Annotated in this window: 22 protein-coding genes, 1 tRNA gene and 1 pseudogene; 7 read left to right on the forward strand and 17 right to left on the reverse strand. The window is 65.3% G+C overall.

Annotated features, from left to right (window positions below; translation table 11 throughout):
* The first annotated feature begins 53 nt into the window (after nt 1–53).
* From QW868_RS19315 to QW868_RS19325, 3 genes are read left to right on the forward strand one after another with little or no spacing between them, the layout of a single operon-like run.
* Complete coding sequence (locus tag QW868_RS19315) at nt 54–383, forward strand: rhodanese-like domain-containing protein (protein WP_315739670.1); 330 nt, start codon at nt 54–56, stop codon at nt 381–383.
* A 9-nt stretch (nt 384–392) separates the two neighbouring features.
* Nucleotides 393–1,556, forward strand: a complete 1,164-nt coding sequence (locus QW868_RS19320; protein WP_315770900.1) for an aminotransferase — start codon at nt 393–395, stop codon at nt 1,554–1,556.
* A 12-nt stretch (nt 1,557–1,568) separates the two neighbouring features.
* Complete coding sequence (locus QW868_RS19325) at nt 1,569–2,675, forward strand: polyamine ABC transporter substrate-binding protein (RefSeq protein ID WP_316231224.1); 1,107 nt, start codon at nt 1,569–1,571, stop codon at nt 2,673–2,675.
* 148 nt (nt 2,676–2,823) lie between these two features.
* Here the strand turns inward: QW868_RS19325 and fabF are convergent, their stop codons facing one another.
* From fabF to QW868_RS19370, 9 genes are all read right to left on the reverse strand, one after another.
* Nucleotides 2,824–4,086, reverse strand: coding sequence for a beta-ketoacyl-ACP synthase II (gene fabF / locus QW868_RS19330; protein ID WP_315797641.1), 1,263 nt, complete (start codon nt 4,084–4,086; stop codon nt 2,824–2,826).
* A 13-nt stretch (nt 4,087–4,099) separates the two neighbouring features.
* The gene (locus QW868_RS19335) at nt 4,100–4,615 is read right to left on the reverse strand and encodes a helix-turn-helix domain-containing protein (protein ID WP_315739674.1); all 516 of its coding nucleotides are present in this window, start codon (nt 4,613–4,615) and stop codon (nt 4,100–4,102) included.
* A gap of 484 nt (nt 4,616–5,099) precedes the next feature.
* Nucleotides 5,100–5,477 (reverse strand): VOC family protein, encoded by a 378-nt coding sequence (locus QW868_RS19340; protein ID WP_315739675.1) that lies wholly within the window; start codon nt 5,475–5,477, stop codon nt 5,100–5,102.
* A 159-nt stretch (nt 5,478–5,636) separates the two neighbouring features.
* Nucleotides 5,637–6,569, reverse strand: coding sequence for a lipid A biosynthesis lauroyl acyltransferase (locus QW868_RS19345; protein WP_315758924.1), 933 nt, complete (start codon nt 6,567–6,569; stop codon nt 5,637–5,639).
* A gap of 16 nt (nt 6,570–6,585) precedes the next feature.
* Nucleotides 6,586–7,860 carry a beta-ketoacyl-ACP synthase gene (locus tag QW868_RS19350; RefSeq protein ID WP_409997704.1) on the reverse strand — a complete coding sequence of 425 codons (1,275 nt, stop codon included), beginning with the start codon at nt 7,858–7,860 and terminating at the stop codon, nt 6,586–6,588.
* Nucleotides 7,861–7,897: 37 nt separating this feature from the next.
* Nucleotides 7,898–9,103 carry a beta-ketoacyl-ACP synthase gene (locus tag QW868_RS19355; RefSeq protein ID WP_315797644.1) on the reverse strand — a complete coding sequence of 402 codons (1,206 nt, stop codon included), beginning with the start codon at nt 9,101–9,103 and terminating at the stop codon, nt 7,898–7,900.
* The gene (locus QW868_RS19360; protein WP_315739678.1) at nt 9,100–9,570 is read right to left on the reverse strand and encodes a 3-hydroxyacyl-ACP dehydratase FabZ family protein; all 471 of its coding nucleotides are present in this window, start codon (nt 9,568–9,570) and stop codon (nt 9,100–9,102) included. The genes QW868_RS19355 and QW868_RS19360 overlap by 4 nt, the downstream gene beginning before the upstream one ends.
* Nucleotides 9,571–9,579: 9 nt before the next feature.
* Entirely contained in the window at nt 9,580–9,861 is a 282-nt protein-coding gene (locus QW868_RS19365) for an acyl carrier protein (RefSeq protein ID WP_006609130.1), read from the reverse strand.
* 217 nt (nt 9,862–10,078) lie between these two features.
* Complete coding sequence (locus QW868_RS19370) at nt 10,079–10,429, reverse strand: hypothetical protein (protein ID WP_315739679.1); 351 nt, start codon at nt 10,427–10,429, stop codon at nt 10,079–10,081.
* A gap of 239 nt (nt 10,430–10,668) precedes the next feature.
* Between QW868_RS19370 and QW868_RS19375 the strand changes: the two genes are divergently transcribed.
* Nucleotides 10,669–11,295, forward strand: a complete 627-nt coding sequence (locus QW868_RS19375) for a ParB-like protein (RefSeq protein ID WP_315739680.1) — start codon at nt 10,669–10,671, stop codon at nt 11,293–11,295.
* Nucleotides 11,296–11,300: 5 nt separating this feature from the next.
* Here QW868_RS19375 and QW868_RS19380 read toward each other — a convergent pair whose 3' ends face one another.
* Together QW868_RS19380 and QW868_RS19385 are read right to left on the reverse strand one after the other, a co-directional pair.
* Nucleotides 11,301–11,885 (reverse strand): peroxidase-related enzyme, encoded by a 585-nt coding sequence (locus QW868_RS19380; RefSeq protein WP_316231225.1) that lies wholly within the window; start codon nt 11,883–11,885, stop codon nt 11,301–11,303.
* Between the two features lie 161 nt (nt 11,886–12,046).
* Nucleotides 12,047–13,801, reverse strand: coding sequence for an ATP-binding protein (locus tag QW868_RS19385; protein WP_315739682.1), 1,755 nt, complete (start codon nt 13,799–13,801; stop codon nt 12,047–12,049).
* Between the two features lie 242 nt (nt 13,802–14,043).
* Between QW868_RS19385 and QW868_RS19390 the strand changes: the two are divergent.
* A pseudogene (locus QW868_RS19390) lies at nt 14,044–14,427 on the forward strand (Hsp20/alpha crystallin family protein); the annotation flags it as partial.
* Nucleotides 14,428–14,610: 183 nt separating this feature from the next.
* Complete coding sequence (gene hpaD / locus QW868_RS19395; RefSeq protein ID WP_315776881.1) at nt 14,611–15,528, forward strand: 3,4-dihydroxyphenylacetate 2,3-dioxygenase; 918 nt, start codon at nt 14,611–14,613, stop codon at nt 15,526–15,528.
* 10 nt (nt 15,529–15,538) lie between these two features.
* On the opposite strand, the gene QW868_RS19400 is transcribed toward hpaD, so the two are convergent.
* Complete coding sequence (locus tag QW868_RS19400) at nt 15,539–15,988, reverse strand: NUDIX hydrolase (protein ID WP_316180530.1); 450 nt, start codon at nt 15,986–15,988, stop codon at nt 15,539–15,541.
* Nucleotides 15,989–16,197: 209 nt separating this feature from the next.
* On the opposite strand from QW868_RS19400, the gene QW868_RS19405 reads away from it, so the two are divergent.
* Entirely contained in the window at nt 16,198–16,719 is a 522-nt protein-coding gene (locus QW868_RS19405) for a hypothetical protein (protein ID WP_316231226.1), read from the forward strand.
* A gap of 39 nt (nt 16,720–16,758) precedes the next feature.
* Here QW868_RS19405 and QW868_RS19410 read toward each other — a convergent pair whose 3' ends face one another.
* From QW868_RS19410 to QW868_RS19430, 5 genes are all read right to left on the reverse strand, one after another.
* Nucleotides 16,759–16,917: a hypothetical protein gene (locus tag QW868_RS19410; RefSeq protein ID WP_316231227.1), complete on the reverse strand. Its 159-nt coding sequence runs from the start codon at nt 16,915–16,917 to the stop codon at nt 16,759–16,761.
* Nucleotides 16,918–17,147: 230 nt separating this feature from the next.
* Nucleotides 17,148–19,376 (reverse strand): tetratricopeptide repeat protein, encoded by a 2,229-nt coding sequence (locus tag QW868_RS19415; protein ID WP_316231228.1) that lies wholly within the window; start codon nt 19,374–19,376, stop codon nt 17,148–17,150.
* 309 nt (nt 19,377–19,685) lie between these two features.
* Nucleotides 19,686–19,759 (reverse strand) — tRNA-Gln (locus QW868_RS19420).
* 392 nt (nt 19,760–20,151) lie between these two features.
* Nucleotides 20,152–23,298, reverse strand: a complete 3,147-nt coding sequence (locus QW868_RS19425; protein ID WP_315812297.1) for an efflux RND transporter permease subunit — start codon at nt 23,296–23,298, stop codon at nt 20,152–20,154.
* Nucleotides 23,295–24,464, reverse strand: a complete 1,170-nt coding sequence (locus QW868_RS19430) for an efflux RND transporter periplasmic adaptor subunit (protein WP_315739691.1) — start codon at nt 24,462–24,464, stop codon at nt 23,295–23,297. Before QW868_RS19430 ends, QW868_RS19425 begins: the two co-directional genes overlap by 4 nt.
* Nucleotides 24,465–24,502 lie beyond the last annotated feature (38 nt).

Genomic DNA, 24,502 nt, shown 5'->3' on the forward strand with positions numbered 1-24,502 from the left:
GTGAGTTTGGCGGCCGGATCAGGGTCGGTACGGCCCTGCTGAAGGCTTGGAGGATGGGCGTGGCTGTTGTGCACGATTTGACCCCGCAGGACGTGGCCCAGGGGATCGCGGAAGGGCGAATTCTTCTGGTTGACGTGCGAGAGCCGAACGAAGTTGCTGCGGAAGCCTATCCCCACGGCGTCGTCGTTCCGCTGTCGGGCTTCGACCCGAAGCTGATCCCGGATCCCCAAGGCAAGGATGTCGTGTTCGCCTGCCGCTCCGGCAAGCGCTCGGTGACGGCCTCGCTGGCGGCGCAGGCCGCCGGTCTGCCCTACGACAAGCATCTTCAGGGGGGCATGCTCGGCTGGAAGGCGGCCGGCCTGCCGACCAGGACCGGCGGCTGACAGGCGATCATGATCTCGCAGAACAAGGTCTTCGCCGACCTGCCCGTCACCATTTTCGAGCAGATGTCGCAGCTCGCGCGCGACAACAACGCGATCAATCTGGGGCAGGGCTTTCCCGACGATCCGGGCCCGGAGGATATCCGCCGCGCGGCGGCCGACGCCGTCCTCAACGGCTACAACCAGTATCCGTCGATGATGGGCCTGCCCGAGCTGCGCCAGGCCATCGCGGCCCACTACCGGCACTGGCACAAGCTCGATCTCGACCCGATGAGCGAGGTCATGGTCACCTCCGGCGGCACTGAGGCGCTGACGTCGGCGATCCTGTCGGTGGTGGAGCCGGGCGACGAGGTGATCTGCTTCCAGCCGGTCTATGATTCATACTTGCCGATCATCCGCCAGGCCGGCGGCATTCCGCGCCTCGTCCGGCTCGAGCCGCCGCATTGGCGGCTGTCGGAGGAGATGCTGCGGCAGGCGTTCTCGCCAAAGACCAAGGCGGTGCTGTTCAACAACCCGCTCAACCCGGCCGCCGTGGTCTATCCGCGCGAGGACCTCGAGCTGTTGGCGCGCTTCTGCCAGGAGTTCGATGCGGTCGCGATCTGCGACGAGGTCTGGGAGCACGTGGTGTTCGACGGCCGCGCGCACATTCCGCTGATCACCATTCCCGGCATGCGCGACCGCACCATCAAGGTCGGCTCGGCAGGAAAGATCTTCTCGTTGACGGGCTGGAAGATCGGATTCGTCTGCGCCGCGCCGCATCTGTTGCGCGTCGCCGCCAAGGTGCATCAATTCCTGACCTTCACGACCGCGCCGAACCTGCAGGTCGCGGTCGCCTACGGGCTCGGCAAGCCGGACGACTATTTCGTCAATATGCGCAGCGAGCTCGCGCGCAGCCGCGACCGGCTCACGGCCGGTCTCGAAAGCCTGGGGTTTCCCGTGCTGAAGGCGCAGGGGACCTACTTCCTGACCGTCGACCTTTCGCCGCTCGGCCTCAACGAGACCGACGAGCAGTTCTGCCGGCGCATCGTCCACGACTACAAGGTGGCCGCCATCCCGGTGTCGGCGTTCTATGAGACGGATGCCGTGACGTCCGTGGTGCGGTTCTGCTTCGCCAAGAAGGACGCAACCTTGGATACGGCGTTGGAGCGCCTCTCGGACGCCATCCACCGGCGCTAGGAGACAAGAGTGATGACGCGCGGCTGCATGGGTTCGGCTCTGGCGCTGGCTGTCGCGGCGTTGACGCTTTCCGTACCGGCGGGGCGCGCGGAGGAGCGCGTCGTCAACTTCTACAACTGGTCGAACTACATGGCGCCAGGTGTCCTTGACGACTTCACCAAGGAGACCGGCATCAAGGTCGTCTACGACACGTTCGACGCCAACGAGACCCTGGAGACGCGGCTGCTCGCCGGCAAATCCGGCTACGACGTCGTGGTTCCGACCGCGTATTTCCTGCAGCGCCAGATCAAGGCAAAGATCTTCCAGCCGCTCGACAAGGCGAAGCTGCCGAATCTCGCCAATGCCTGGCCTGTCGTGACCGAGCGTCTCGCCACCTACGATCCCGGCAATCAGTTCGCCGCCAACTACATGTGGGGCACGACCGGGATCGGCTACAACGTCAAGGCGGTCGAGAAGATCCTGGGTCCCGGCGCGCGGATCGACAGCTGGGACATGGTGTTCAAGCCAGAGAACCTCGCCAAGTTCAAGGATTGCGGCGTCCACATGCTGGATTCCGCCGACGACATCTTTCCGGCGGCGCTCAACTTCCTCGGTCTCGATCCGAACTCGACCAAGCAGGCCGACCTGGAGAAGGCGGGCGACGTGGTCGGCAAGGTTGCGTCGTCTGTCCGCAAGTTTCATTCGTCGGAGTATCTGAGCGCGCTCGCCACCGGCGAGATCTGCCTGGTGGTCGGCTGGTCCGGCGACATCATGCAGGCGCGCAGCCGCGCCGAGGAGGCCAAGAACGGCATCGAGATCGGCTATGCGATCCCGAAAGAGGGTGCGCAGATGTTCTTCGACAATTTCGCCATTCCCGCCGACGCCCAGCACGTGGCCGAGGCGTATCAGCTGATCAACTATCTCTACCGCCCCGAGGTCGCCGCTAGGAACTCGGACTTCCTGTCCTATGCCAACGGCAACCTGGCCAGCCAGAAGCTGATCGATCCAAAAATCTTTGGCGACAAGAACATCTATCCGGACGAGGCGACGCTGAAGAAGCTGTTCGTCATCACCGCCCGCGATCCGGCCACGCAGCGGACCATCAACCGGTTGTGGACCAAGGTGAAGACGGGGCGGTGACGCGACACCTGGTGTCCGAGACGATTGTCTCTGGATGACAACATCGTGCAACAGTCAGCAGTATGGCGAAGCGTAAAGGATGGCTCGAGCCCGTAGGCGCGTGGGCGCGTACGGGATCGTCGATGCGGTTGAACCTGACTCGAGAGGGTCACGACCAGCGCTGGAAAACGATGCTGGCGTTGACTCCGCCGAAGCCAAAGCCGTTCGAGATCGCACGGTCCATTCTCATCGATCTCGGTTCACCGCGGACCAGGTCCACACTGTCGGCCGCGGCGTCGGGCGTGGTGATATTGCGGGTCGGCGGCGCGATCTGATCGCGCAGAGCCAGAACGGTGAAGATCGATTCCAGCCCACCGGCTGCTCCGAGCAGATGGCCGGTCGATGACTTTGTCGCGCTCACGGCAATGCGCCTGTCGCACCCGAACACCGCCTTGATCGCTTCGAGCTCGCTGCGATCGCCCGACGGCGTAGAGGTCGAGTGAGCATTCAGATGCTGCACGTCGCCCGGTTCGAGCCCGGCCTGTCGCAGCGCAGCCTCCATTGCGCGACGCGCGCCTTCGCCGTCCTCGGGCCCGGACGTGATGTGAAAGGCGTCGCTGGTTGTGCCATAGCCGACGATCTCGGCGATTGGCGACGCCCCGCGTGCAAGCGCATGCTCCAACTCCTCGATCACCAGGACGCCGGCGCCTTCCCCCATGACGAAGCCGTCGCGGTCTCGATCGAACGGCCGGGACGCGCGGTCCGGCGTGTCATTGAAGCGGGTCGATAGCGCCCGAGCCGCGGCGAAACCTCCCAAGCTGACGAGGTCGATGCAGGCCTCCGTGCCGCCACACACCGCAATGTCAGCTTCGCCCGATCGGATCAGACGTGCTCCATCGCCGATCGCCTGTACGCCCGCTGCGCATGCGGTAACCGGCGTTCCTACGGGCCCCTTGAAGCCAAACCGGATGCTGACATGACCCGCTGCGAGATTGGGCAGGAATGATGGTACTGTGAAAGGCGACAGCCGTTGCACGCCTCGCTGCTCGGTGGTCCTGACCGCCTCGACGATAGCCGGAAAACCGCCGATGCCGGACGCGATGATCGTGGCGGTTCGTCCGGCCGCGTGTGCATCAGCGGGCGCCCATCCGGCCTGGGCGATCGCCTCGGCGGCAGCCGCCAAGGCGAAAATGATGAACCGGTCCATCCTGCGCTGGTCCTTTGGCGATGCGGCAAGGTCGGCATCGAAGCCACCCTCGGCATCCTCGCTCTTGCTGGGCACGATCCCCGCAACTTTGGCCGGCAAGGCTGCAGCCCATTCGGGTAGCGCGCGGAGTCCCGACCGGCCGGACAGCAGACGCGCCCACGCAAGTTCAACGCCGCATCCCAAAGGGGACACGACACCCAATCCCGTCACGACAATCCGACGCATGCTGCTCTCCTAGCTAGTCTGGCGAGGAAGACGTCTCCGGGCGCATTGCTCTGATCGAGGCGAGACGCTTGCGCATGCCTGCGCTTGCTCGCGGACCAGGGAGAAGCACCGCGTTCGTCGGCGTGATCGGCGTCTTGCTGCAGGCATCCACCACGACCGGATCGAACGTGCGTGCGCTGTTGCGATCAGCCATGACAATCGATTTGCCCTCGGGGGCGAGGTGCCTGTTTCCCCACGCGAACATCGCCACCACGACCGGGAAGAAGTCTTGGCCCTTGGGGGTGAGAACATATTCGTATCGGGGCGGGTGTTCGTTATAGAGCCGCCGTTCGAACATGCCCGTATCGGTGAGATGCGCGAGGCGACGCGACAGGATGTTGGACGCGATACCCAGGCTGTCCTGAAATTCGTCGAAGCGAGTGAGTCCCTGGAACGCGTCGCGCAAGATCAGAATGCTCCACCACTCGCCGACGCACTCGACCGCCCGTGCGGCGGGACATTCCGCAGATTTGAATTTCTTCGGCTGCATACCGCCACCATGCCCGAGTAACTTGCTAATTGCAAGTCATAGGCCAGAGCCGTGCCCGCACGCTGGTGCCGGGCGCTTCACACGCGCGACCATGACGGTCGGACAGCGCGGTTCGTCGCTCCCGGCGACTGAGGGGTTCGTCTGCAGGAGGGGTGGACGGCACTTCAGCGAGCTGGCGGCGTCTCGCGCGAGTGATGCGCCGCTTTGATGGCGTCGGCGCGGCCAGACGACCGCGTAGCCGTCACCGGCCGCGCCGAGATCCATTTAGATCAGCGTTTGGAATGACGGGGTCGTCGAGCTTGATCGAGGTTTGGACGAAAGCCCTCTTGGCGGTCCGCTGTCGCGCGGCGTCCATCTTTTGCGCTGACTGGTGCGCGACCTGATCAGGCCCAACGGGCGTGTCCCAGTCGATCGTCAGCCCCGCGCCTTCATCGACCGGAACCGCCCGGCAATGGGCGATCCCCGCCGTTGGCAACCTCTCGGATCACCCCAACCGATGCATGGCGCAGAGCTTGTTGCCGTCGAGGTCGCGCAAGTAGGCGAGGTAAAGCTTGCCCGTCGAACCTTCGCGGATGCCGGGCGGATTTTCGCAGGTGGTGCCGCCGGCTTCCAGGCCCGCTGCATGCCACGCGTCAGCCTGTTCGGGCGAGCTGCAGGCAAAGCCGATGGTGCCGCCATTGGCAGGGGTCGCGGGCTGGCCGTTGATCGGCTTTGACACCGAGAAGATGCCGGTCGGCGTGATGTAGAAGATGCGGTGGCCGTCGACCCTGGCCGGGCGCACGCCCAGCGTCCCCAGCAGCTTGTCGTAGAAGGCCTTGGCCTTGTCGAGGTCGTTGGTGCCGATCATCACATGCGAAAACATTCGCGCTTATCCTCCCTGGAGCTTCCGAACAGCTGTCGGATAGGCGGCCAAGGTAGCGGCCGTTGGTGCAAGAGGTAAGGGTTTTGTTCGGATGGGCCGATCGACGGAATGGGATGCTGCGGACCGGCTTCCTCGTGGTGGAATTTGGTACGGCGCCGACTACCGCCAGCGCCGGTGCAGCCAAAGCCACTGCTCCGGATATTCGCGGATCCAGCCCTCGACGACGTCGGTGACCGCCTGCGTCGTGCCCTGGATGTCGATCTGACCGTCGGCCGTCCGCACCGGCTTCACTTCCTCCGACACTTCGGCGCGGAAGCGATTGCCGGGAAGGCGGATGATGCGGACGCCGTGCACGGGGCATTCGACCTGGCGTAACAGGCGAGCCAGCATCGGATTGGCGCGGGTCTTGCGGCCGAAGAAGGTGACCTCGACGCCACCGGTCAGATACTGATCGACCAGCATGGCAACGTGCTGGCCGTTCTTGAGCGCCTGTGCCAGCCGCAGCGGCGCGTCGCGGCCGGCCGGGACCAGTGTGCCCATCTTGACCTGCCGAATCTCCTGGATGATGCGGTCGGCGGCGGCGATGTTGGGTCGGCGATAAAGGATCGCCGTATCGAGCTTATGGGCGACCGCCGCCAGCGCCGGCATCTCCCAATTGGCGAGATGGCTGGCAAAGATCAGGGCTGGCTTGCCGTCGAGGCGGAGCTGATGAAACAGCTCATGGGTGCGCGGCGACAGCTCGATCCGGCTGAGCTCGGGATGCGCCTCGTCGTAATCCCAGATCTTGTCGAGATGGGCGAACTCGGCGCCGACGCGGCCGAGATTGTCCCACACGCCGGCGAGGATCTTCTCGATCTCCTCGGGCGATTTCTCCGGGAAGGCCGCGGTGAGATTGTCGCGACCGATGCGCTGCTCGCGCAGGCGTGGCCCGATCATCTGCGCGAGGCGCGCGAAGCGGTCGGCCGTCTTCTGCGGGTCGAAATAGCGCGTGGTCCTGAGCATGCCAACCGTCAGCGCGCCGACGGCGGAAGCCCCGGCCGACTTCACGGCTCGGCGGATCACGAGCTTGGTCCGGAGTGGCAGGAGACTCATCGATGGCAGCGGCGGATCAGGCCGGTTCGCGCGTCAGGATCAGCGAGGCGTTCTGGCCCCCGAAGCCGAACGAATTCGACATCACGGTGGTGACCCGCGCGTCGCGGGCCTTGTTGCCGACCACGTCGAACAGGATCGCGGGATCCGGAATGTCGTAGTTGATGGTCGGCGGAATCCGCTGATGCTCGAGCGTCTGCAGCGAGAAGATCGCCTCGACCGCGCCGGCCGCCGAGATCGTATGCCCGACCATCGACTTGTTCGACGACACCGGGATCTTGCCGGTGTGCTCGCCGAACACCGCGGAGACGCCGACATATTCCATCTTGTCGTTCTCGGGCGTGGCGGTGCCGTGGGCGTTGATGTGGTCGATCTGCTCCGGCGCCATGCCGGCGTCGGCCAGCGCCTTGCGGATGCAGCCGATGATCGGCTTGCCGTCCGGCGAGGAGCGGGTGCGGTGGAAGGAGTCGGTCAGCTCGCCGCAGCCGGCGACGACGCCGAGGATCTTGGCGCCGCGCGCGACCGCCGCATCATAGCTCTCCAGCACCAGCGCCCCGGCGCCCTCGGCCATCACGAAGCCATCGCGGTTCTTCGAGAACGGCTTCGAGGCGCCTTGCGGCGGGTCGTTCTGGGTCGACAGCGCCGACAGCAGCGAGAAGCGCACGAGCCCCTCCGGATTGACCGAGCCCTCGGTGGCGGCGCACAGCGCGACGTCGGTCTCACCGCGTCGAATGGCTTCGACGCCGAGCTGGATCGCGGTCGCGCCCGAGGCGCAGGCGGTCGACAGCGAGATCGGCGAGCCCTTGGTGCCGAATGTGTCCGACAGCGAATCCGCCACCGAGCCGAACAGGAAGCGGTGGTGATAGTTGACGAACTTGCCGCCGCCGCAGACCTTCAGCAGGTCGTCATAGGTGAACTGGGTGCCGCCGACCTCGTGCGCGAGCTCGAGCCGCTGCGGCCATTCGATCTCGACCGGGGCGACGGCGAGAAACAGCGGCCCCGGGAAGTCGCCCTTGGAGCCGATCCCGGCCTGCGCGATGGCTTCCTCAACGGCCATGTGGCCCAGCCGTTCGGACAGACCCGTCGACGTGAACGGGGCCACGGGAACGAAGTCCACCGTGCCGGCCATCGTCGTCTTCAGGCCGTCGATCGGGAAGCGCGTGATGGTGCGGATGCCGGACTCGCCCGCAACGAGCTTGTTCCAATTGTCCGACTTGCCGGCCCCGAGCGAGGTGACGATCCCCATCCCGGTCACGACCACGATGGGACGTCCAAACTTGTCGCGTACACTCATGATGTCCCCCGTCGTGAATCGGTCTGCCGAGCCGCGTTCACTTGACTGCTTCGACCAAGGCCATGCCTTCGCCGCGGTAATGGCCGGCGCCGACCACTACGATCTGGGTCGGAGCCTCCTTCATGTCCGCCTCGACGCCCGAGGAGTCGCCCGGTGCGAACAGGGCACCGCGCGAGATCGACAGCGCCGCCAGCGCGAGATCGAGCGCGAAATGCGCCTCCATCGTGTGGCCGAAGCGGGTGCCGCTCGAGCGCACGGCGTAGGATTTGTGATGGTCGAGGAACGCGCGTTCCTCCGACGTCACGGGCTCGGCACCGGTCGCGCCGGTGATGATCGCGCCCGGCGCGTCATGCACGTCCAGCGCCGACCAAAGGCGGTCGAGCGTCCCGGTGACGGCACCTGCCTCCTTGCGGCGGGCGCGGTCGGCGACGACCTTGCTGAGCCGCGCCAGCGGCTTGGCGCCGCGGGCCTCGGCATGCGGCTTGGATTCCAGCACCAGGAACGCGCCGGCCGATCCGAGCGCGAAGCCCGGATGGTCCTTGCGGGACCAGACCGGCTTGAACTCGTTCTTCAGATTGTAGTCGCCGAACTCGTACAGCACGAGCAGATCCTTGCGCTCGCCATTGTGCGAGCCGCCGACCAGCGCGATGTCGCTCTGGCCGCCGGCGATGCGGGCCAGCGCGATCTTGAAGGCGTCGACGCCCGCAACCTCCTCGCCCATGAAGGTGCGCGAGGTGCCGCAGACGCCGTGCGAGATCGCGATGTTGCCGGCGAGCAGGTTGGACAACTGCGCCAGGAACAGGGTCGGGCGCAGGTCGTTCATCAGCCGGTCGTTCAGGAAGCCGGGCGTGCAATTGCCCTGGGCTTCCGCGTTGAGGATCGCGATGTCGACGGAGATGTCGCGCTCGCCGCCGCCCGCGGCCACGATCATGTCCATCCGGGACAGGATGTCCTTGTTGCCCTTGAGGCCGGCGGAATCCAGCGCCAGCCCGGCGGCATAGGTGCCGATGCGCTGCCACGCCTCCATCTGGCGCTGCTCCTTCTTGGGGATCTGCGCTTCCAGGTTCACCTTGGCCCAGGGATGCACGATGTAGGGCGCGAAACCCCGCTCGTCGATATTGATCTGGCCGGAGTTGAGGGCGTCCCAGTTCGCATCGAGTCCCTCGCCAAGCGAGGTCGCAAGACCGATACCGGTGATCCAGACTTCGACGGGATTGGAGGTCACGGCTGTCGTCTCACTCATCGCTGCAGGACCTGTTGCGGAAAGCCGACGCGCTCGGCGACGGCGTCCATGTGTCCGCGCAGCTCCGGATTGGGGAAGGGGACGTGGCTGAAAGTGATCGTCGCGTTCGAGCGCAGCTTGCCGCCGACCTTCACGCGCGCTTCGGTCACGGCGTAGCCGGAGCCCTCGTGCAGCACGTTGGCCTCGACTGTCAGCACCTCGCCCGGCGACACGAAGCCGCGCATCTTGGCTTCCTTCACGGCGGCGAGGAACGGCATCCGCTCGAACTTCATCAGCGCGAGCAGCAGCCAGCCGGACGTCTGGGCCATGGACTCGATCAAGAGAACACCGGGCATGATCGGATAGCCCGGAAAGTGTCCTTCGAAGATCGTGCTTTCGGTGGGAACCTTGGCTTCGACAGTGATGGCCTTCTCGTCCAGTCGGAGGTCAAGAATGCGGTCGATGAGCAGGAAATATTCGATTTGCATGGCGGGCGCTCAGGCGCCCTTGGCGGCGACCAGCTCGTCGATGCGGGCGCACAGGTTCTTCAGCACGAAATACTGCTCGGTGCTGGCTTTGCCGTCGTTGACTTCCTGCGTCCACTTCTCGAGCGGCAGCTTGATCCCGAAGGCCTTGTCGATCGCAAACGCGATGTCGAGGAAATCGAGGCTGTCGATGCCCAGATCGTCGATGGCGTGGCTATCCGGCGTGATCGTGTCGCGCGGGATGTCGCAGGTTTCAGCGATGATCGTGGCGACCTGATCGAATGTTGAGGACATCACTAAGCCTTTGATATTTTGGAGCTAATCCGGTAGGTGGCGACGGGAGGACACCGCGCCCCCGGGGCCGTCTGATGCGAGCCCTTCTACCCCCGCCGCCCGGGAGTCGTGTGCCCGTATATCGGAGCGACGCGGTGAGTTCAATGGAGCCGGACACGGCGGTTGTGGCGGGATTGTGATGCTCCGTCGCTGGCGGCCGAGCGGCGTCCAGCAGGGATCAGGGCGTGTAGGTCTCGGTGATGATGCGGGCGCAGTCGCGCCGTCCGGTCAGCAGGCAGTCCTGGGTCTTGCGCAGGTCGGCAATGCTCATCGCCAGCCAGATGCCGATCGCGGTCAACGCGACCGTGAAGGCGATCGCCGCGATGTTGGCCAGGATGCGGTGCCGGAAATCGTCGGGCTCTTCGCGCGGCTGCTCATACCGGGAGAGATCGAGTGTCGGCCGCTCGCGCCGATGCAGCTGAATCGGCGGGCTGCCGCCCTCGGTCACGCGCCGCACCGGACTGCTGCGCGGCCGGAACGGCACCACGCGATGCTCTTCCTCCGCTGCAATGGGGCGCTGGGACTTCATGCCTCGACTCCGATGGTCCTTTTTAGCACGCGGGCCCAACCTCTCACAAAGAAACTTTGCCACAATTGAGCTGCATCAGCAAAACATCTCCCTCCTCGGATCCATCCATTCGGCGCCCGCTCCGCGGGGGATTGGAACCTGCCGCGGCCGGTCCGAACGGCGTCGTAGCTACGGGCAGATGCACTGGAACGGCTCGGCAGGCGTGGCATAATGCTGATCATCCCCCGGGAGCCCAGGCCATGGCCAATACCCGCGAGCCGCTGCTTCATCCTGTGCCGATCCTGTCGCTGCGCCCGACGCAGATGACCGTCGGCATGCGCGAAGTGAAGGAGAAGCGCGAGCGCTGGCGCGAGCACAAGTCGAAGAAGAAGCAGGCCGAGCTGCTCGGCAAGCACATGATCCCGGTGGTGCTCGGTCCCGACCAGCGGCACTACGTCGTCGACCACCATCACCTCGCCCGCGCGCTCCATGACGAGGGCGTCAAGGACGTGCTGGTCACGGTGATCGGCGATCTGTCGATGGTCGATCGCGAGGCGTTCTGGGGCGTGATGGACAACAAGCGTTGGGCCTATCCTTACGACGCCAAGGGCGAGCGGCGGCATTTCAAGGACCTGCCGAAGACCGTCGCGGATATGAAGGACGATCCGTTCCGCAGCCTGGCCGGCGAGTTGCGCCGCGCCGGCGGCTTTGCCAAGGACACGACGCCGTTCAGCGAGTTCCTATGGGCCGACTTCCTGCGCCGCAAGGTCAAGCGCAAGACGGTCGAGACCCATTTCGCCGCCGCCATGGAGCACGCGCTGGCGGCCGCAAAGAGCCACGACGCCGTCTATCTGCCCGGCTGGTGCGGACCCGCGTCGGACGACTGACTGGCTCACTTCGCCTTGGGCAGCCGCCCCATCAGATAGAACTCGTCGTTGGGCCGCATGCCCGTGACATTTGCCATCCGGTTCGACAACGCGAAGAACGCCGCGATTGCGGCGATGTCCCAGATGTCCTCGTCGCTGAAACCGTGGCCGGCCAGCGCCTTGAAATCGGCGTCCCCGACCGTCTGCGCCTCCAGCGCCACCTTCATCGCGAAATCGAGCATCGCCCGCTGCCGCGGCGTGATGTCCGCTTTCCGGTAGTTGATCGCGATCTGGTCGGCGAGCAAGGGATTCTTGGCGCGGATGCGCAGGATCGCGCCGTGCGCGATCACGCAATACTGGCATTGGTTGGCGCTCGACGTCGCCACGACGATCATCTCGCGCTCGGCTTTGGTCAGCCCGCCGTCCTTCTCCATCAGCGCGTCGTGATACGCAAAGAACGCGCGGAACTCGTCCGGCCGGTGCGCGAGTGTCAGGAACACGTTGGGCACGAAGCCGCTCTTCTCCTGCACGCCGAGCAGCCGGGTGCGGATGTCGTCCGGCAGCGCTTCGATTGCGGGAACGGGAAAGCGGCTGATGGCGGGCTGGGTCATGGCAACGGATCCGGCATGTGTGGCAGGGGGCGAACCTTAGTGGATCGCGGCGCAGGCGCAACGGTCCAGCTCAGCCCATCACCTCGCCCCGTGGCGGAATGCCCGCAACGCCTTCTCGAAGGCGTCGTCGATCGAGATTTGAGAGGGGGCCGCCGCCGTATTTAGCGCAGCGGCTTCTTCAGCAGCGAGAAGCGGTCCGGATCGAGGCCCATCGAGGGCTGCAGCATCGGCGCGTCCAGCGAGGCCGACAGGTTGCCGCGATCTCCGAGGCTGCCGGCGCCGCTGTCGCCGCTCGCAGCGTCGCGGCTCGAGGTCGCTCCGCGCCAGCGCTCCAGCACGGCACTGACGAAATGCATGTCGTGTCCGGCATTGACCGAGCGGACAGTCGCGATCGTCGCCTCGCTGCGCGGCAATTGATGCAGCGGCACCTCCTTGAAGCGCAGCCGGGTTGGTAGCGCGACGCCTTCGCCGAAGGCCAGTACCTCGCGGGTGCCGAGCGAGGGAACGAAGGAGAGCAGGTTGGCGGCGGCGTCGGAGACCGCCGAGCGCAGCAGCGACTGGTCGCGCTCGTTGGCGAGGCGCATCGTGAACAGCGTGTTGCACTGGGAGATGATGGTGGCGTCGAGCTCGGCCGGCCGCTGGGTGATGAGGCCGAGATAGACGCCGTATTTGCGGCCTTCCTTGGCGATGCGCGAGATCGCCTTGCGGGTCGGGCCGAAGCCGATCGAGCGGTCTGCGGAGGCGTAGCGGTGCGCTTCCTCGCAGACGAACAACAGCGGCGAGACGCCGTCGCTCCACAGGCCGAAATCGAACGCCATGCGGCACACGACCGAGACGACGGAATCGACGACCTCGGCCGGGAAGCCGGCGAGCTGCATCACCGTCATCGGGCGGCCGTTGGCCGGCAGGCGGAACAGATGGCTGATGACCTCCGCCATGGTGTCGCCGCCGACATTGGCGTTGTCGAACATGAAGGCGTAGCGCGGGTCGTTGCGCACGGTCTCGATGCGCGAGATCAGCTTGTGATAGATGATGCGCGAGGAGCGGTTCTCCAGCTTGCCCATGCGCTCGTCGATCAGGTTGATGAGGTCGACAAGGCGGTAGGGCACCGGCGTATCGACGGTGTAGCCGACCATCTTGGGATCGACGCGCTTGAGCCCGATGCGGTCCGTATTCTGGTATTGGGTGTAGATGCCCTTCGCCAGCGGGATCACCTCGGCGAGGATGTCGAGCTCCTCCGGCACGCCGGGCCGGCCGCCGAACAGGACGTCGACGATCTCCTCGAAATTGAACAGCCAGAACGGCAGCTTCAGATTGCGGGGGTTCAGCACCAGCGCGCGCTCGCCGAAGCAGCGGCCATATTCGTTGTGGACGTCGAGCAGGAAGATGCGCAGGTTCGGCCGCGCCTTGAGGATCTCGTTGAGCAAGAGCGACACGCCCGTCGATTTGCCGACGCCGGTCGAACCGAGCACGGCGAAGTGTTTCGACAGCATTTCCTCGACATTGACACAGGCGCGCACGGAGGTGTCCTGCTGCAGCGCGCCGATGTCGATGTGGTCGCCGGCGGTCGGCGTGTAGATCGTGCGCAGCTCCTCGCTCGTGATCATGTCGACGGCGTCGCCGATGGTCGGGTAGTGGGTGACGCCGCGCTGGAACTTGGGCCGTTCGGCCGGTCCGAGGATCTCGCCCAGCAGGTCCACCGACGCCGTCGCGACGTATTCGCTGGCATGCGACAGGTCTTCGCTGGTCACCTCGGTGATGATCGCAATGATCGTGGCGCTCGGGCAGCGAATGCTGATGAAACGGCCGACTGTGGCGCGGATATCGGAAACGGTCATCTGCTGGGTCGACAGAATGCCGACGCGGGCCTGGGAGCCCCGCACCGAGATCACGCGTCCGAAGGATGTCACGGTCATGAAACCTGTGGTGAATTGTTGAGCTGACACCTTCTCTGCTGGGACTGGAAAATTTGTTAAGCGGGCAATGTTTGTGAACGTGCTGCCGCCCAGCCCGGCGGTCGGAGGGGCGCGCGGAGCGTTGCGAATGCACCTTCTCAATGGCGCCTAACACCTTGCGGCATAAGGCTTTCTGCGTCCTTCCCTAAAGCGTCGCGCGAGCCGCTCGGATTAACGTCCGGTTCACCATCTCCAAGGCTCTTCCGTCGCTGTTCGACCAACTGCCGGGTCTGGCCCGCGCACGGTCCTTTGCCGTGGCGCCGGCGGTCGACGTCGCCGAGCACGACAACGCCTATGAGGTCACGGCTGAGCTACCCGGCCTCGACGAGAAGAACGTCGAGGTGAAAGTTGCGAGTGGCGTGCTCTCGATCAAGGGCGAGAAGCAGGAGGACAAGGAGGAGAAGAAGAAGGACTATTACGTCCGTGAGCGCAGCTTCGGATCCTTCGAACGTTCCTTCCAGATCCCTGACGGCGTCGACACCGACAAGATCGAGGCCGTGTTCAAGCAGGGCGTGCTCAAGGTCACCCTGCCGAAGAAACCCGAGGTGCAGAAGGCCGCCAAGACCATCGACCTCAAGGCTGTCTGACGGGGCGCGGAGTCGCGCAAGCGCGCCGCGCTGTCCCATGATCGTGGGACAGGCGATGGATTGGACGCCGAGGAAGGGCCGCGCGCGCGGCCCTTTTTTTCGCGGAGCTGCAGGGGTAATCTGCCTCCCAAGCAAACGGTCGGCGATGCCGGACCGGGGAACGACCGGAAGGGAGACGAGAGGATGGGCAAGCTCGCACTGGCGGCCAAGATCACGCATGTGCCGTCGATGTATCTCAGCGAGCTGGATGGTCCGGCCAAGGGCAAGCGACAGTCGGCGATCGACGGTCATATCGAGATCGGCCGGCGCTGCCGCGAGGCTGGCGTCGACACCATCGTCGTGTTCGACACCCATTGGCTGGTCAATGCCGGCTACCACATCAATTGCGCGCCGCATTTCGAGGGGCTCTACACCTCCAACGAGCTGCCGCACTTCATCGCCAACATGACGTATGAATACGACGGCAACCCGGAGCTCGGCCACATCCTGGCCGAGGGCGCCAACGCCCATGGCGTTGCCACCATGGCCCACGATGCGACGTCGCTGGCGCTGGAATACGGCACCTTGGTGCCGATGCGCTACATGAACCCCGACCGCCACTTCAAGGTCGTCTCTGTCTCGGCGCTCTGCACCTCGCATTATCTCGCCGACAGCGCCAAGCTCGGCTGGGCGTTCCGCCGCGCGGTCGAGGATCATTACGACGGCACGGTCGCCTTCTTCGCCTCGGGTTCGCTGAGCCATCGCTTCGCCCAGAACGGCACCGCCGACGAATATCGCGACCGGATGTTCAGCCCGTTCCTGGAACGGCTCGACCACGAGGTGATCCAGATGTGGGAGCACGGCGAGTGGCCGGATTTCTGCGACATGCTGCCGGAATACGCCAGCAAGGGCCATGGCGAGGGCTTCATGCACGATACAGCCATGCTGCTCGGCGCGCTCGGCTGGAACCACTACGACCGCGGCGTCGAGGTCGTGACCCCATTCTTCCCGTCGTCGGGGACGGGCCAGATCAACGCGGTCTTCCCGGTGACCCCGATGCCGCATGTGCTCGATGATGTCGGCCGCCCGCGCGCTGCGGCGCTTGCAGGAGGACGGCTGTAGCAGGGAGCCGTCACCACACGCGTGCACGCGTCAATATGTCGATGATGTCCTCGGGGTAGACGGTGTCGGCCGCTTCCGCGAGCTCGGCCTGCCGCCACCAGTGCTGTCCTGCGATGGCGGCGCGCTCGAGTTCGGTCCAGTGCATCGACGACAGGTCGGCGCGCGCAACTCTGATGAGGAAATAGCGCTCGTCCGAGCTGACCTCCTCGCCATCGACCATCGTGAAGGTGACCAAGCGCTGCGCGATCTGCGGCCCAGGGTCGTCGATGCAAATGCCTGTCTCCTCGAACATCTCGCGGCAGGCTGCGGCCTCGTAGCTCTCGCCGGGATGGACGCCGCCGCCCGGCGTGGCCCAGAACTGCGTCCCAGTCAGCGCGCCGGCAAGGTGGACGAACTTGAACAGCAGAAGCCTGTCGTGGGGATCGAGCACCAGCAGGCGGGCGGAGGGGCGTTCACGCATCTGACGACTTTTTTCGGGTCAGCTTCGTGCAAGCATAACACCTTCTCGAATGAAGCAGGCAGTCTTGCGTAAGGGCCGCACCCATGGCCCGGCTCCATCGAGGCAGCCGATGCGCATGGCGGGCCCGGCGCAGTCGCCTATCGCGCGGCGTTGAACTGCGGCGCTCGCGGCACGACCAATCCGAGAGGAACCCGAGGCCGGTTGACCGCATGACGCTGACGAAAATTCTGTTGCTGACGGCGCTGCTCGCGGCGCCGAGCGTGGCCGCTGCGCAGGCGCCTCATCGCGAAGCCTGCAACGTCGAGGTCGACATCGCCGACCGCGATCCGAACGGCGCCAATGTCCGCGCGGAGCCGGGCGGCAGCATCATCAAGGCGCTGAAGAATCCGACCAGCGACGGCTGGATCGTCGTGCATCTCACCGCGCAGCAGGGCGACTGGTTCGAGATCGACCGGGCCGTGCTGAACGGCGTCGATCAGGGCAAGGAGAGCGTGATCTTTCAGGGCAGGGGCTTCGTGCATCGGAGCGTGGTGGGCGTCGGCGGCCTGCAGAACGGTGCGGTGATCTATCGCGACCATGCCACCTCGAGCCCGAAGCTCGATCCGCATGCGAACGGCGACCAGGCTGTCGAACTGCTCGGCTGCTTCGGCGACTTCGCCAAGATCCGCATGAAGAAAGGCATCGGCTGGACCCGGCAGCTCTGCACCAACATGGTGACGACCTGCTCGTGAGCGGCCGCGTCCGCCGCCGACGGAAGCGGATCAAATCCCTCAGGCCGCGTGCTGCCGGTGCCGCGACAGCCGCTCGCGCTCGCGCCGGCACTTGGCCGCGAATTGGCGCAGCCGCTCGATCGTCAGCGTGTCCGTGATGCTCCGCTCGAGCCGCTCGGCCCGCTCAATCTGGTCGTCGAGGTCCATCAGTTTGGTCATGTCCCGTCTCCCTGGCCAGACAATTTGAAGCAAATTGCATCGTTCCGGCTGGATGAGGATCGTGGTGAATGACGGGTTAATTCCGTGATCGGGCGCACGTTGGCGGGATCGTGACGGCGAGCCGACGATGATCGGCGGGACTGCGTCATCGATGCACCGCAAGCGTCGGCATGGGTCGAACGGCGCACGGGCGCGACGCTGTGCCGGCCGGACGAGATCTGATTCAAGCGCTAGCCGGTCGTCGCTCGTGCGCAATAGTCACGCCAGAACGTCCGGTATCCCTGTTCCACATGCTGCGTGTAGAGCGCGCCGTTTCCGGCGGTTGAATTCAATACCCTGGCCGGCAGCTCAGCGCGGAGCGCGGCAAGCTCGCCGGGCCGCGAGCAGAATTTCAGCGCTGCCGCGAGATAGCCTTCGTCGTCATCGGCGACCCACGCGTCGAGGCCGACTGCCTTGACGATCGCGCCGCCCGCCCGTGCCGAGGGGGTGCTGCCGAGCTTGGTGACGACAGGCACGCCCATCTGCAGTGACTCCCACGTCGATATGCCGCCATTTTGCGGGAACGGATCGAGTGCGATGTCGATATCGGCGAACATCGCAAGATGCTCCTCGCGCGATGTCTTTCCGACGCAACGGAGGCGTTCCGCGGCGATGCCGTGGGCGACGAAGCGGGCGATCAATCGGTCGCGCAGCAGGGGATCGCTCATCGCATGGTTCTTGACGACGATCATAGAGCCCGGCGTCGCAGCCATCAGCTTCGACCATAGAGCCAGAGTGGGCTCCGAAAACTTGTCGGCGCGATTGAATGAGCCGAAGGTGACGTGACCGTTGCGAAGCATGGGCAGCGGCGACGGTGGAATTGGAGGCGGCGGTTCGATCGTGATCAGCGACGGTAGGTCGTAGATCCTTTCGGCAAACAGATGCCGGACCGCGGCCGGGATCGTCACCGCATCGGCCAGCAGATAGTCCATCACTGGCAGCCCCGTGCCGGTGACGCTGCCGACGGCGGAGACCTGGATCGGGGCGGGCTTGCGCGCAAACAAGGTGAGCCGATGGCCGGCGGAATGCCCCGAGAGGTCGACGAGGATGTCGACCTTGTCGGCCCGGATCTGCTCGGCGAGCCTCTCGTCGGTCAACTGCCAGGCGTCGACCCAGCGATCGACCAGCGAACGGCACAACTCCGTCTTGGAGTCCTTTGCCGGCGAACAGGAATAGGCGATGATTTCGAACTTGGCGCGATCGTGATGGCGCAGGATCGGCAGGAAGCCGAGAGCCGCCGAATGCTCGCGGAAATCGGAGGAGACGTAGCCCACGACAAGCTGCCGATCGGGGGCGAGATCTCGCCCACCGAGTTGGACACGGGGTAATCGCGAGCCGATCGCTTCCCACCAATATCTCCGTTCTGCCTGGAGACGTTCGACTCCGATCTCGGGCAGGAAATCCAGCGCGAAGATCTTCTTGGTGATCGCGTCCTCGTAGTTCGGGTTGATCGCGAGCGCGCGGTCGTAATCTGAGATTGCCGTGGCGATGTCGCCTTGCATCGCAGAGCAGACCCCGAGCAGGGTCCAGGCGCTCTCCTGCTTCGGGTTCTGCGCCAGGATCTTGTCGACGAACGAGATCGCCAGGGCGATGTTGCCGCGCACGAGCGAAACTGTGGCCTTGCCGCGCAGGGCGTCTTCGAGCAACGGTTCGAGGACCAGTGCCGCGTCAAAATCGGCTTCTGCCTCGTCGAACTTGCCCTGCTCCTGATAGGCCCGCCCGCGCTGGGCGAGGGCAGGGGCCGCATTCGGATTGATGGCCAGCGCCGCAGTCAGCGCCGCCAGTGCAGCATCGAAATTCCGCAGGTTCATGCTGACCAGGCCCTTGCCGAACAGGGCCGTCAGCAACCGCGGCTGCAGTGCAAGCGCGCGATCGAAGCTCTGGCCGGCGTCCTCGTACCGGCCCGTGAGCAGCAGCGCCATTCCGCGATTGGCGTGGGCGTCGCCATAGCCGGGGTTCAGCGCGATGGCGCGGTCATGCGCAGCAATCGCCTCCTCGAAACGCGAGAGGCTCGTCAGCGCAGTGCCGAGATTGGTGAGCGCGGCCGGGAAGTTCGGCTGGAGTTCGACGGCGCGTTCGTAACGAGCGCGGGCCTCCTGATAGCGGCCGAGCCGGAATAACGAGAGACCAAGATCGGACTGGGCTCCGGCCGAGCGCGGGTCGATCTCGACCGCGCGTGTCAGGACGAGCACCGCCTGGTCGAAACGGCCGCAATCCCGTTCGGACACGCCGAGCAGATGCAGGGCGCCGAAATGATGCGGCAGGTCCTGCAGGATCTGCTTGCATAGTGCCTGAGCCTCCGGATGTCGGCCTTCGCGGTAGGCCTTGACCGCCGCCGGCAACAGCACGTCCGCCTGCTTCTTGGCGCGCTTCTGCAGCCTTGCGTTTTGAAAGGCGCGGGAGCCAACGCTGCTCTGCAAGTGCAATCCTCCGGGGAGCGCTTCATTGCTCGCAATGGTTGTTTTGTTTTCGCCGATTCGCAATCGGGAGGACTGTGTTCCTGGCAATTCGGCGCCGGGTCAGGCGGTGTCGACCATCCGCCATCGCAAGCATCGCGCTGGAGGATCTGGAAGAACAGGGCACCGCTGCGATCGAGAAAGCTCTCCGAGGACGAAGTGCGCGGAGACGCCGAGGTGCAGTGACGGGACGAAGTGTGCGCGACAACGGGGTGACGTTTCGTTCGCGAGTCGAAACCGGCTGACCTCAAAAATAGTGGGTCAGCGCCGAAATGGCTGGGGAACCTGGATTCGAACCAAGACAAACAGAGTCAGAGTCTGTTGTGCTACCGTTACACCATTCCCCAACGGAATGCCCTGCAGTTTCAAGCAATTGCCGGACTGTCTGGCACCGTTTTGAGCGCCGGCCGGCAAAGCAGGGCCGCGGCGACGGGTCCTTCTACCCGCATGTCTCAGGTTTTGGCAAGCCGCTGGATGACGGATTTCCAACGTGCTCTGGCCGCCGCCGCGCCACGGGCCGGCAGGGGTCTAGCGCCCGCCTCTCGCGGCCTGCGGCTTTCGCAGCCCGTCCGGGCCGGCGCCCAGCAGCAGGACCAGGCAGGCGCCGAGCCGTTCCGCGATCTCGTTCACCGGACGGCTCTCGCACGTGACCGTGACGATGCAGGACGAGCAGAGCCTGGACGGCGAGGGCGTGTCCAACGCGGAGATGGCGCGGCAGTAGACGACAAGAAGCGGCGGATTATTCCGCCGCTTCCTTGACCGGACCTGCCGCTGCGGTCTCGGGCTCGTGGTCGATATGCGTGCGGCCCCAGCGCGCGAAGGCGTTGTTGACCTTGTCGAGATAGAGATAGACCACCGGCGTCGTGAACAGCGTCAGCATCTGGCTGACGATGAGGCCGCCGACCATCGCATAGCCGAGCGGCTGGCGGATCTCCGAGCCGGTGCCGTTGCCGAGCATCAGGGGCACGCCGCCGAGCAGGGCGGCCATCGTCGTCATCATGATCGGACGGAAGCGCAGCAGGGCGGCCTGGCGGATCGACTGCTCCGGCGGCAGATGCTGGTCGCGTTCGGCGGCGATGGCGAAGTCGACCATCATGATGCCGTTCTTCTTCACGATGCCGATCAGCAGGATGACGCCGATCAGCGCAATCAGGCTGAAATCGTAGCCGAACGCCATCAGGATCGCGAGCGCGCCGACGCCGGCCGAGGGCAGGGTCGACAGGATCGTGATCGGGTGGATGTAGCTCTCGTAGAGGATGCCGAGGATCAGATAGACCACGACGAGCGCCGCGAGGATCAGCAGCGGCACGGTCGACAGCGACTGTTGGAACGCCTGCGCGGTGCCCTGGAAGCTCGAGTTCAAGGTCGCCGGCGCGCCGAGCTCGACCATCGCGCGCTGCACCGCATCCGTGGCCTGGCCGAGCGCGACGCCCTGGGCGAGGTTGAAGCTGATCGTGATCGACGGGAACTGGCCCTGGTGGCTGATCGACAGCGGCCGCACCGGCACGTTGGTCCAACTGGCGAAGGTCGAGAGCGGCACCTGGTCGCCGGTGGTCGGCGATTTCACGTAGAGCTTGTTGAGCGTGTCGATGTTGCCCTGCAGCTCAGGCAGGATCTCCAGGATCACGCGGTAGGAGTTGAGCTGCGTGAAGTACTGCGCGACCTGGCGCTGGCCGAACGCGTCATACAGCGTGTCGTCGATCAGCTGGGGCGAGATGCCGTACCGCGAGGCGGTGTCGCGGTTGATCGTGAGCTGCACGGTGGTGCCGTCGGCCTGCTGGTCGGTGGCGACGTCGCGCAGCTGCGGCAGCGAACGCATCTTCTCAAGGATCTTCGGCGCCCATTCGTTCAGCTCTGCGACGTTGGGATCCTGCAAGGTGAACTCGAACTGGGTGCGGGACGGGCGGCCGCCGAGCCGGATGTCCTGCGCTGCCTGCATGTAGAGCCGCGCACCCTCGACCTTCTCGAGCTGCGGCCGCAGGCGGGTGATGATCTGCTGCGCCGTCGCGTTGCGCTCCTCGCGCGGCTTCAGCGTGATGAACATGTTGCCGTTGTTGCCGGCGCGGCCGGAGCCGCCGATTGCCATGGCCACGCTGGCGACGTCGTGATCGGCCATTACGATGTTGGCGAGCGCCTCCTGGCGCGACTGCATCGCCTTGAACGAGATGTCCTGGGAGGCCTCCGAGGTCGCGGTGATCAGGCCGACGTCCTGCTGCGGGAAGAAGCCTTTCGGGATCAGGATGAACAGATAGACCGACAATCCGAGCGTGGCGAAGAACACCATCAAGGTGGCGAAGCGCCAGCGCAGCGCCAGATCGAGCCCCTTCTCATAGGCGCGCAGCATCGCGTCGAACGCGGCCTCGCTCCACTGGTAGAACTTGCCGTGCTGCGCGGCGTGCTCGTTGCGCAGGAAGCGCGAGGCCATCATCGGCGTCAGGGTCAGCGACACGAACATCGAGACGAAGATGGTCATCGCCAGCACGACCGCGAATTCGCGGAACAGCCGGCCGATGATGCCGCCCATCAGCAGCAGCGGGATCAGCACCGCGACCAGCGAGATCGAGATCGACACGATGGTGAAGCCGATCTCCTTGGCGCCCTTGTAGGCGGCGGCCATCGGCGATTCGCCTTCCTCGACATAACGCGAGATGTTCTCGAGCATGACGATGGCGTCGTCGACCACGAAGCCCACCGCGATCGTCAGTGCCATCAGCGACAGATTGTCGAGCGTGTAGCCAACCCCCCACATCATCGCGCAGGCGCCGAGCAACGCCAGCGGCACTGTGATGGTCGGGATCACCGTCGCCCAGAAGCTGCGCAGGAAGATGAAGATGACCATCACCACCAGGAAGATGGTCAGGATCAGCGTGAACTGAACGTCCTCAACGGCGGCGCGGATGGTGGTGGTGCGGTCGGAGATGAGATCGATCTTGATCGCCGGTGGGATCGCCGCGACCAGCCGCGGCAACAGCCCCTTGATGCGGTCAACGGTCTCGATGACGTTGGCGCCGGGCTGCTTGAAGATCACCAGGAACACGCCGCGCTTGCCATTGGCCCAAGCCGCCTGCTTGGCGTCCTCGGCTCCGGTCACAGCCTTGCCGATGTCGCGGATGCGCAGCGGGCCGCCATTGCGGTAGGCGATGATGACGTCGTTCCAGTCCTTCGACTCGGTGAGCTGGTCGTTGGCGTAGATCGTATAGGCCCGCCGCTCGCCGTCGATGTTGCCCTTGGGCGCGTCGACCGTGGTGATCGCGATCTGGCTGCGCACATCCTCCATCGACAGCCCCTTGGCGACGAGCTTGGCCGGGTCGATCTGGATGCGGATGGATGGTTTCTGCTGGCCGCCGATGATCACCTGGGCGACGCCTGAGATCTGGCTGATCTGCTGAGCGAGACCGGCGTCGACCGCGTCGCTGACGGTGGTCAGCGGCAGCGTCTCGGAGGTCGCCGACAGCAGCAGGATCGGCGAGTCCGCCGGGTTGACCTTGCGGTAGGTCGGCGGCGACGGCAGATTCTTCGGCAGCTGGCCGGAGGCGGCATTGATCGCGCCCTGGACGTCGTTGGCGGCGCCGTCGATGCTGCGATTGAGGTCGAACTGGATCGTGACCGATGCGGTGCCCAGGTAGCTGGTCGAGGTCATCTGGGCGATGCCCGGGATCTGGGCGAACTGCCGTTCCAGCGGCTGGGCGACCGAGGTCGCCATCGTCTCGGGGCTGCCGCCCGGCAGGTTGGCCGTCACCTGGATCGTCGGGAAGTCGACCTGCGGCAGCGGCGCGACCGGCAGCAGGGGGTAGGCGACGAGGCCGATGAACAGGATGCCCGCCATCAGCAGCGAGGTGCCGATGGGGTATTTGATGAAGGGTGCCGAGATGCCGCCGCCGTTCATTCCTGCCGGACCTTAGCTGGCGCCGGCTCCGAGCTGGCCACCGCGGTGGTCACGACCGAGCCTGGCTGCACTTTGAATTGACCGCCCGTGATCACCTGCTGGCCGGGGGTCAGCCCCTCTTCGACCACGGTACGGCCATCGATCGAAACGCCGACCTTCACCTTGCGCAGCTCGGCCTTGTTGTCCGGACTCACCGTGTAGGAATAGAGCCCGTTGGTCGAATGCTGGACGGCGTCGTCGGGAACCACCGTGGCGTCCTTCAGCGTCCGCACCAGGAGCCGCGTCGACACCGACTGTCCAGGCCACAGCACGTGGTCCTTGTTGTCGAACACCGCCTTCAGCCGGATCGTTCCACTCGACGTGTCGACCTGGTTGTTCACGACCATCAGCTTGCCTTCGGCGAGCTGTTTCTTGCCGTCGGTGGTGAGCGCAATCACCTTCAGGGCAGCAACCTTCTGCGCCTCGTTGATGTAGGGCAATTGCTCCTCCGGCGCGGTGAAGATCACCGCAATCGGCTCGATCTGCGCGATCGAAACGATGCCGGTCTGGGTCGAGGCATTGACGATGTTGCCGATGTCGACCTGGCGCAGGCCGGCGACGCCGGAGATCGGCGCCTTGACCTGCGTGTAGCTGAGCTGGGTCTGGGCATTGGCGATCGCGGCGTCGTCGGCTGCGATCTGAGCGGTGAGCTGCGCGACGGTGGCGCGCTGCGTGTCCTGCTGCTGCCGGGTCGCGAACTCGCCGAGCTTGGTGGTGCGCTGCAGGTCGAGATTGGCGTTGTTGAGATTGGCCTCGTCCTGCGCCCGCTTGGCCTTGGCTTGGTCGAGCGCCGCCTGGAACGGCCGCGGGTCGATCTCGACCAGCAGGTCGCCCTCGTTCACGAGCTGGCCTTCGGTGAAGGCGATCTTGTCGATCTGGCCGTCGACGCGGGTGCGGACCTGGACCGTATTGAAGCCTTGCACGGTCCCCAGGCCGGTGAGGAAGACCGGGAAGTCCGTCTTCTGGACCAGCACGGTCGAGACTCGAACGGCCTGCGGCCCGGCCGATTTCTGCGCAGCCGTCTTCTTCGCTGCCTCAGCGCCCTGATAGCGCTGCCAGCCGTAATAGCCGGCGCCGCCGAGAGCCGCCAGCAGCAGGATCCAACCTATGGTTCGCGATGTCTTCATGCTGGCCCACATGCTGAGACGAACAGGATAACCGGTCT

This window comes from Bradyrhizobium sp. SZCCHNR1051, assembly GCF_032489615.1.
In the GTDB taxonomy this organism is placed as follows: domain Bacteria; phylum Pseudomonadota; class Alphaproteobacteria; order Rhizobiales; family Xanthobacteraceae; genus Bradyrhizobium.

Excerpts from the sequence above, each read along its gene's own strand:
- QW868_RS19425 (WP_315812297.1), bottom strand. The coding sequence starts at position 23,298 with ATGAACGGCGGCGGCATCTCGGCACCCTTCATCAAATACCCCATCGGC.
- fabF (WP_315797641.1), bottom strand. The coding sequence starts at position 4,086 with ATGCGTCGGATTGTCGTGACGGGATTGGGTGTCGTGTCCCCTTTGGGA.
- QW868_RS19375 (WP_315739680.1), top strand. The coding sequence starts at position 10,669 with ATGGCCAATACCCGCGAGCCGCTGCTTCATCCTGTGCCGATCCTGTCG.
- QW868_RS19380 (WP_316231225.1), bottom strand. The coding sequence starts at position 11,885 with ATGACCCAGCCCGCCATCAGCCGCTTTCCCGTTCCCGCAATCGAAGCG.
- QW868_RS19315 (WP_315739670.1), top strand. The coding sequence starts at position 54 with ATGGGCGTGGCTGTTGTGCACGATTTGACCCCGCAGGACGTGGCCCAG.
- QW868_RS19335 (WP_315739674.1), bottom strand. The coding sequence starts at position 4,615 with ATGCAGCCGAAGAAATTCAAATCTGCGGAATGTCCCGCCGCACGGGCG.
- QW868_RS19325 (WP_316231224.1), top strand. The coding sequence starts at position 1,569 with ATGACGCGCGGCTGCATGGGTTCGGCTCTGGCGCTGGCTGTCGCGGCG.
- QW868_RS19320 (WP_315770900.1), top strand. The coding sequence starts at position 393 with ATGATCTCGCAGAACAAGGTCTTCGCCGACCTGCCCGTCACCATTTTC.
- QW868_RS19385 (WP_315739682.1), bottom strand. The coding sequence starts at position 13,801 with ATGACCGTGACATCCTTCGGACGCGTGATCTCGGTGCGGGGCTCCCAG.
- QW868_RS19340 (WP_315739675.1), bottom strand. The coding sequence starts at position 5,477 with ATGTTTTCGCATGTGATGATCGGCACCAACGACCTCGACAAGGCCAAG.
- QW868_RS19370 (WP_315739679.1), bottom strand. The coding sequence starts at position 10,429 with ATGAAGTCCCAGCGCCCCATTGCAGCGGAGGAAGAGCATCGCGTGGTG.
- QW868_RS19365 (WP_006609130.1), bottom strand. The coding sequence starts at position 9,861 with ATGTCCTCAACATTCGATCAGGTCGCCACGATCATCGCTGAAACCTGC.
- QW868_RS19400 (WP_316180530.1), bottom strand. The coding sequence starts at position 15,988 with ATGCGTGAACGCCCCTCCGCCCGCCTGCTGGTGCTCGATCCCCACGAC.
- QW868_RS19350 (WP_409997704.1), bottom strand. The coding sequence starts at position 7,860 with ATGAGTGTACGCGACAAGTTTGGACGTCCCATCGTGGTCGTGACCGGG.
- QW868_RS19410 (WP_316231227.1), bottom strand. The coding sequence starts at position 16,917 with ATGACCAAACTGATGGACCTCGACGACCAGATTGAGCGGGCCGAGCGG.
- QW868_RS19355 (WP_315797644.1), bottom strand. The coding sequence starts at position 9,103 with ATGAGTGAGACGACAGCCGTGACCTCCAATCCCGTCGAAGTCTGGATC.
- hpaD (WP_315776881.1), top strand. The coding sequence starts at position 14,611 with ATGGGCAAGCTCGCACTGGCGGCCAAGATCACGCATGTGCCGTCGATG.
- QW868_RS19405 (WP_316231226.1), top strand. The coding sequence starts at position 16,198 with ATGACGCTGACGAAAATTCTGTTGCTGACGGCGCTGCTCGCGGCGCCG.
- QW868_RS19430 (WP_315739691.1), bottom strand. The coding sequence starts at position 24,464 with ATGAAGACATCGCGAACCATAGGTTGGATCCTGCTGCTGGCGGCTCTC.
- QW868_RS19360 (WP_315739678.1), bottom strand. The coding sequence starts at position 9,570 with ATGCAAATCGAATATTTCCTGCTCATCGACCGCATTCTTGACCTCCGA.
- QW868_RS19345 (WP_315758924.1), bottom strand. The coding sequence starts at position 6,569 with ATGAGTCTCCTGCCACTCCGGACCAAGCTCGTGATCCGCCGAGCCGTG.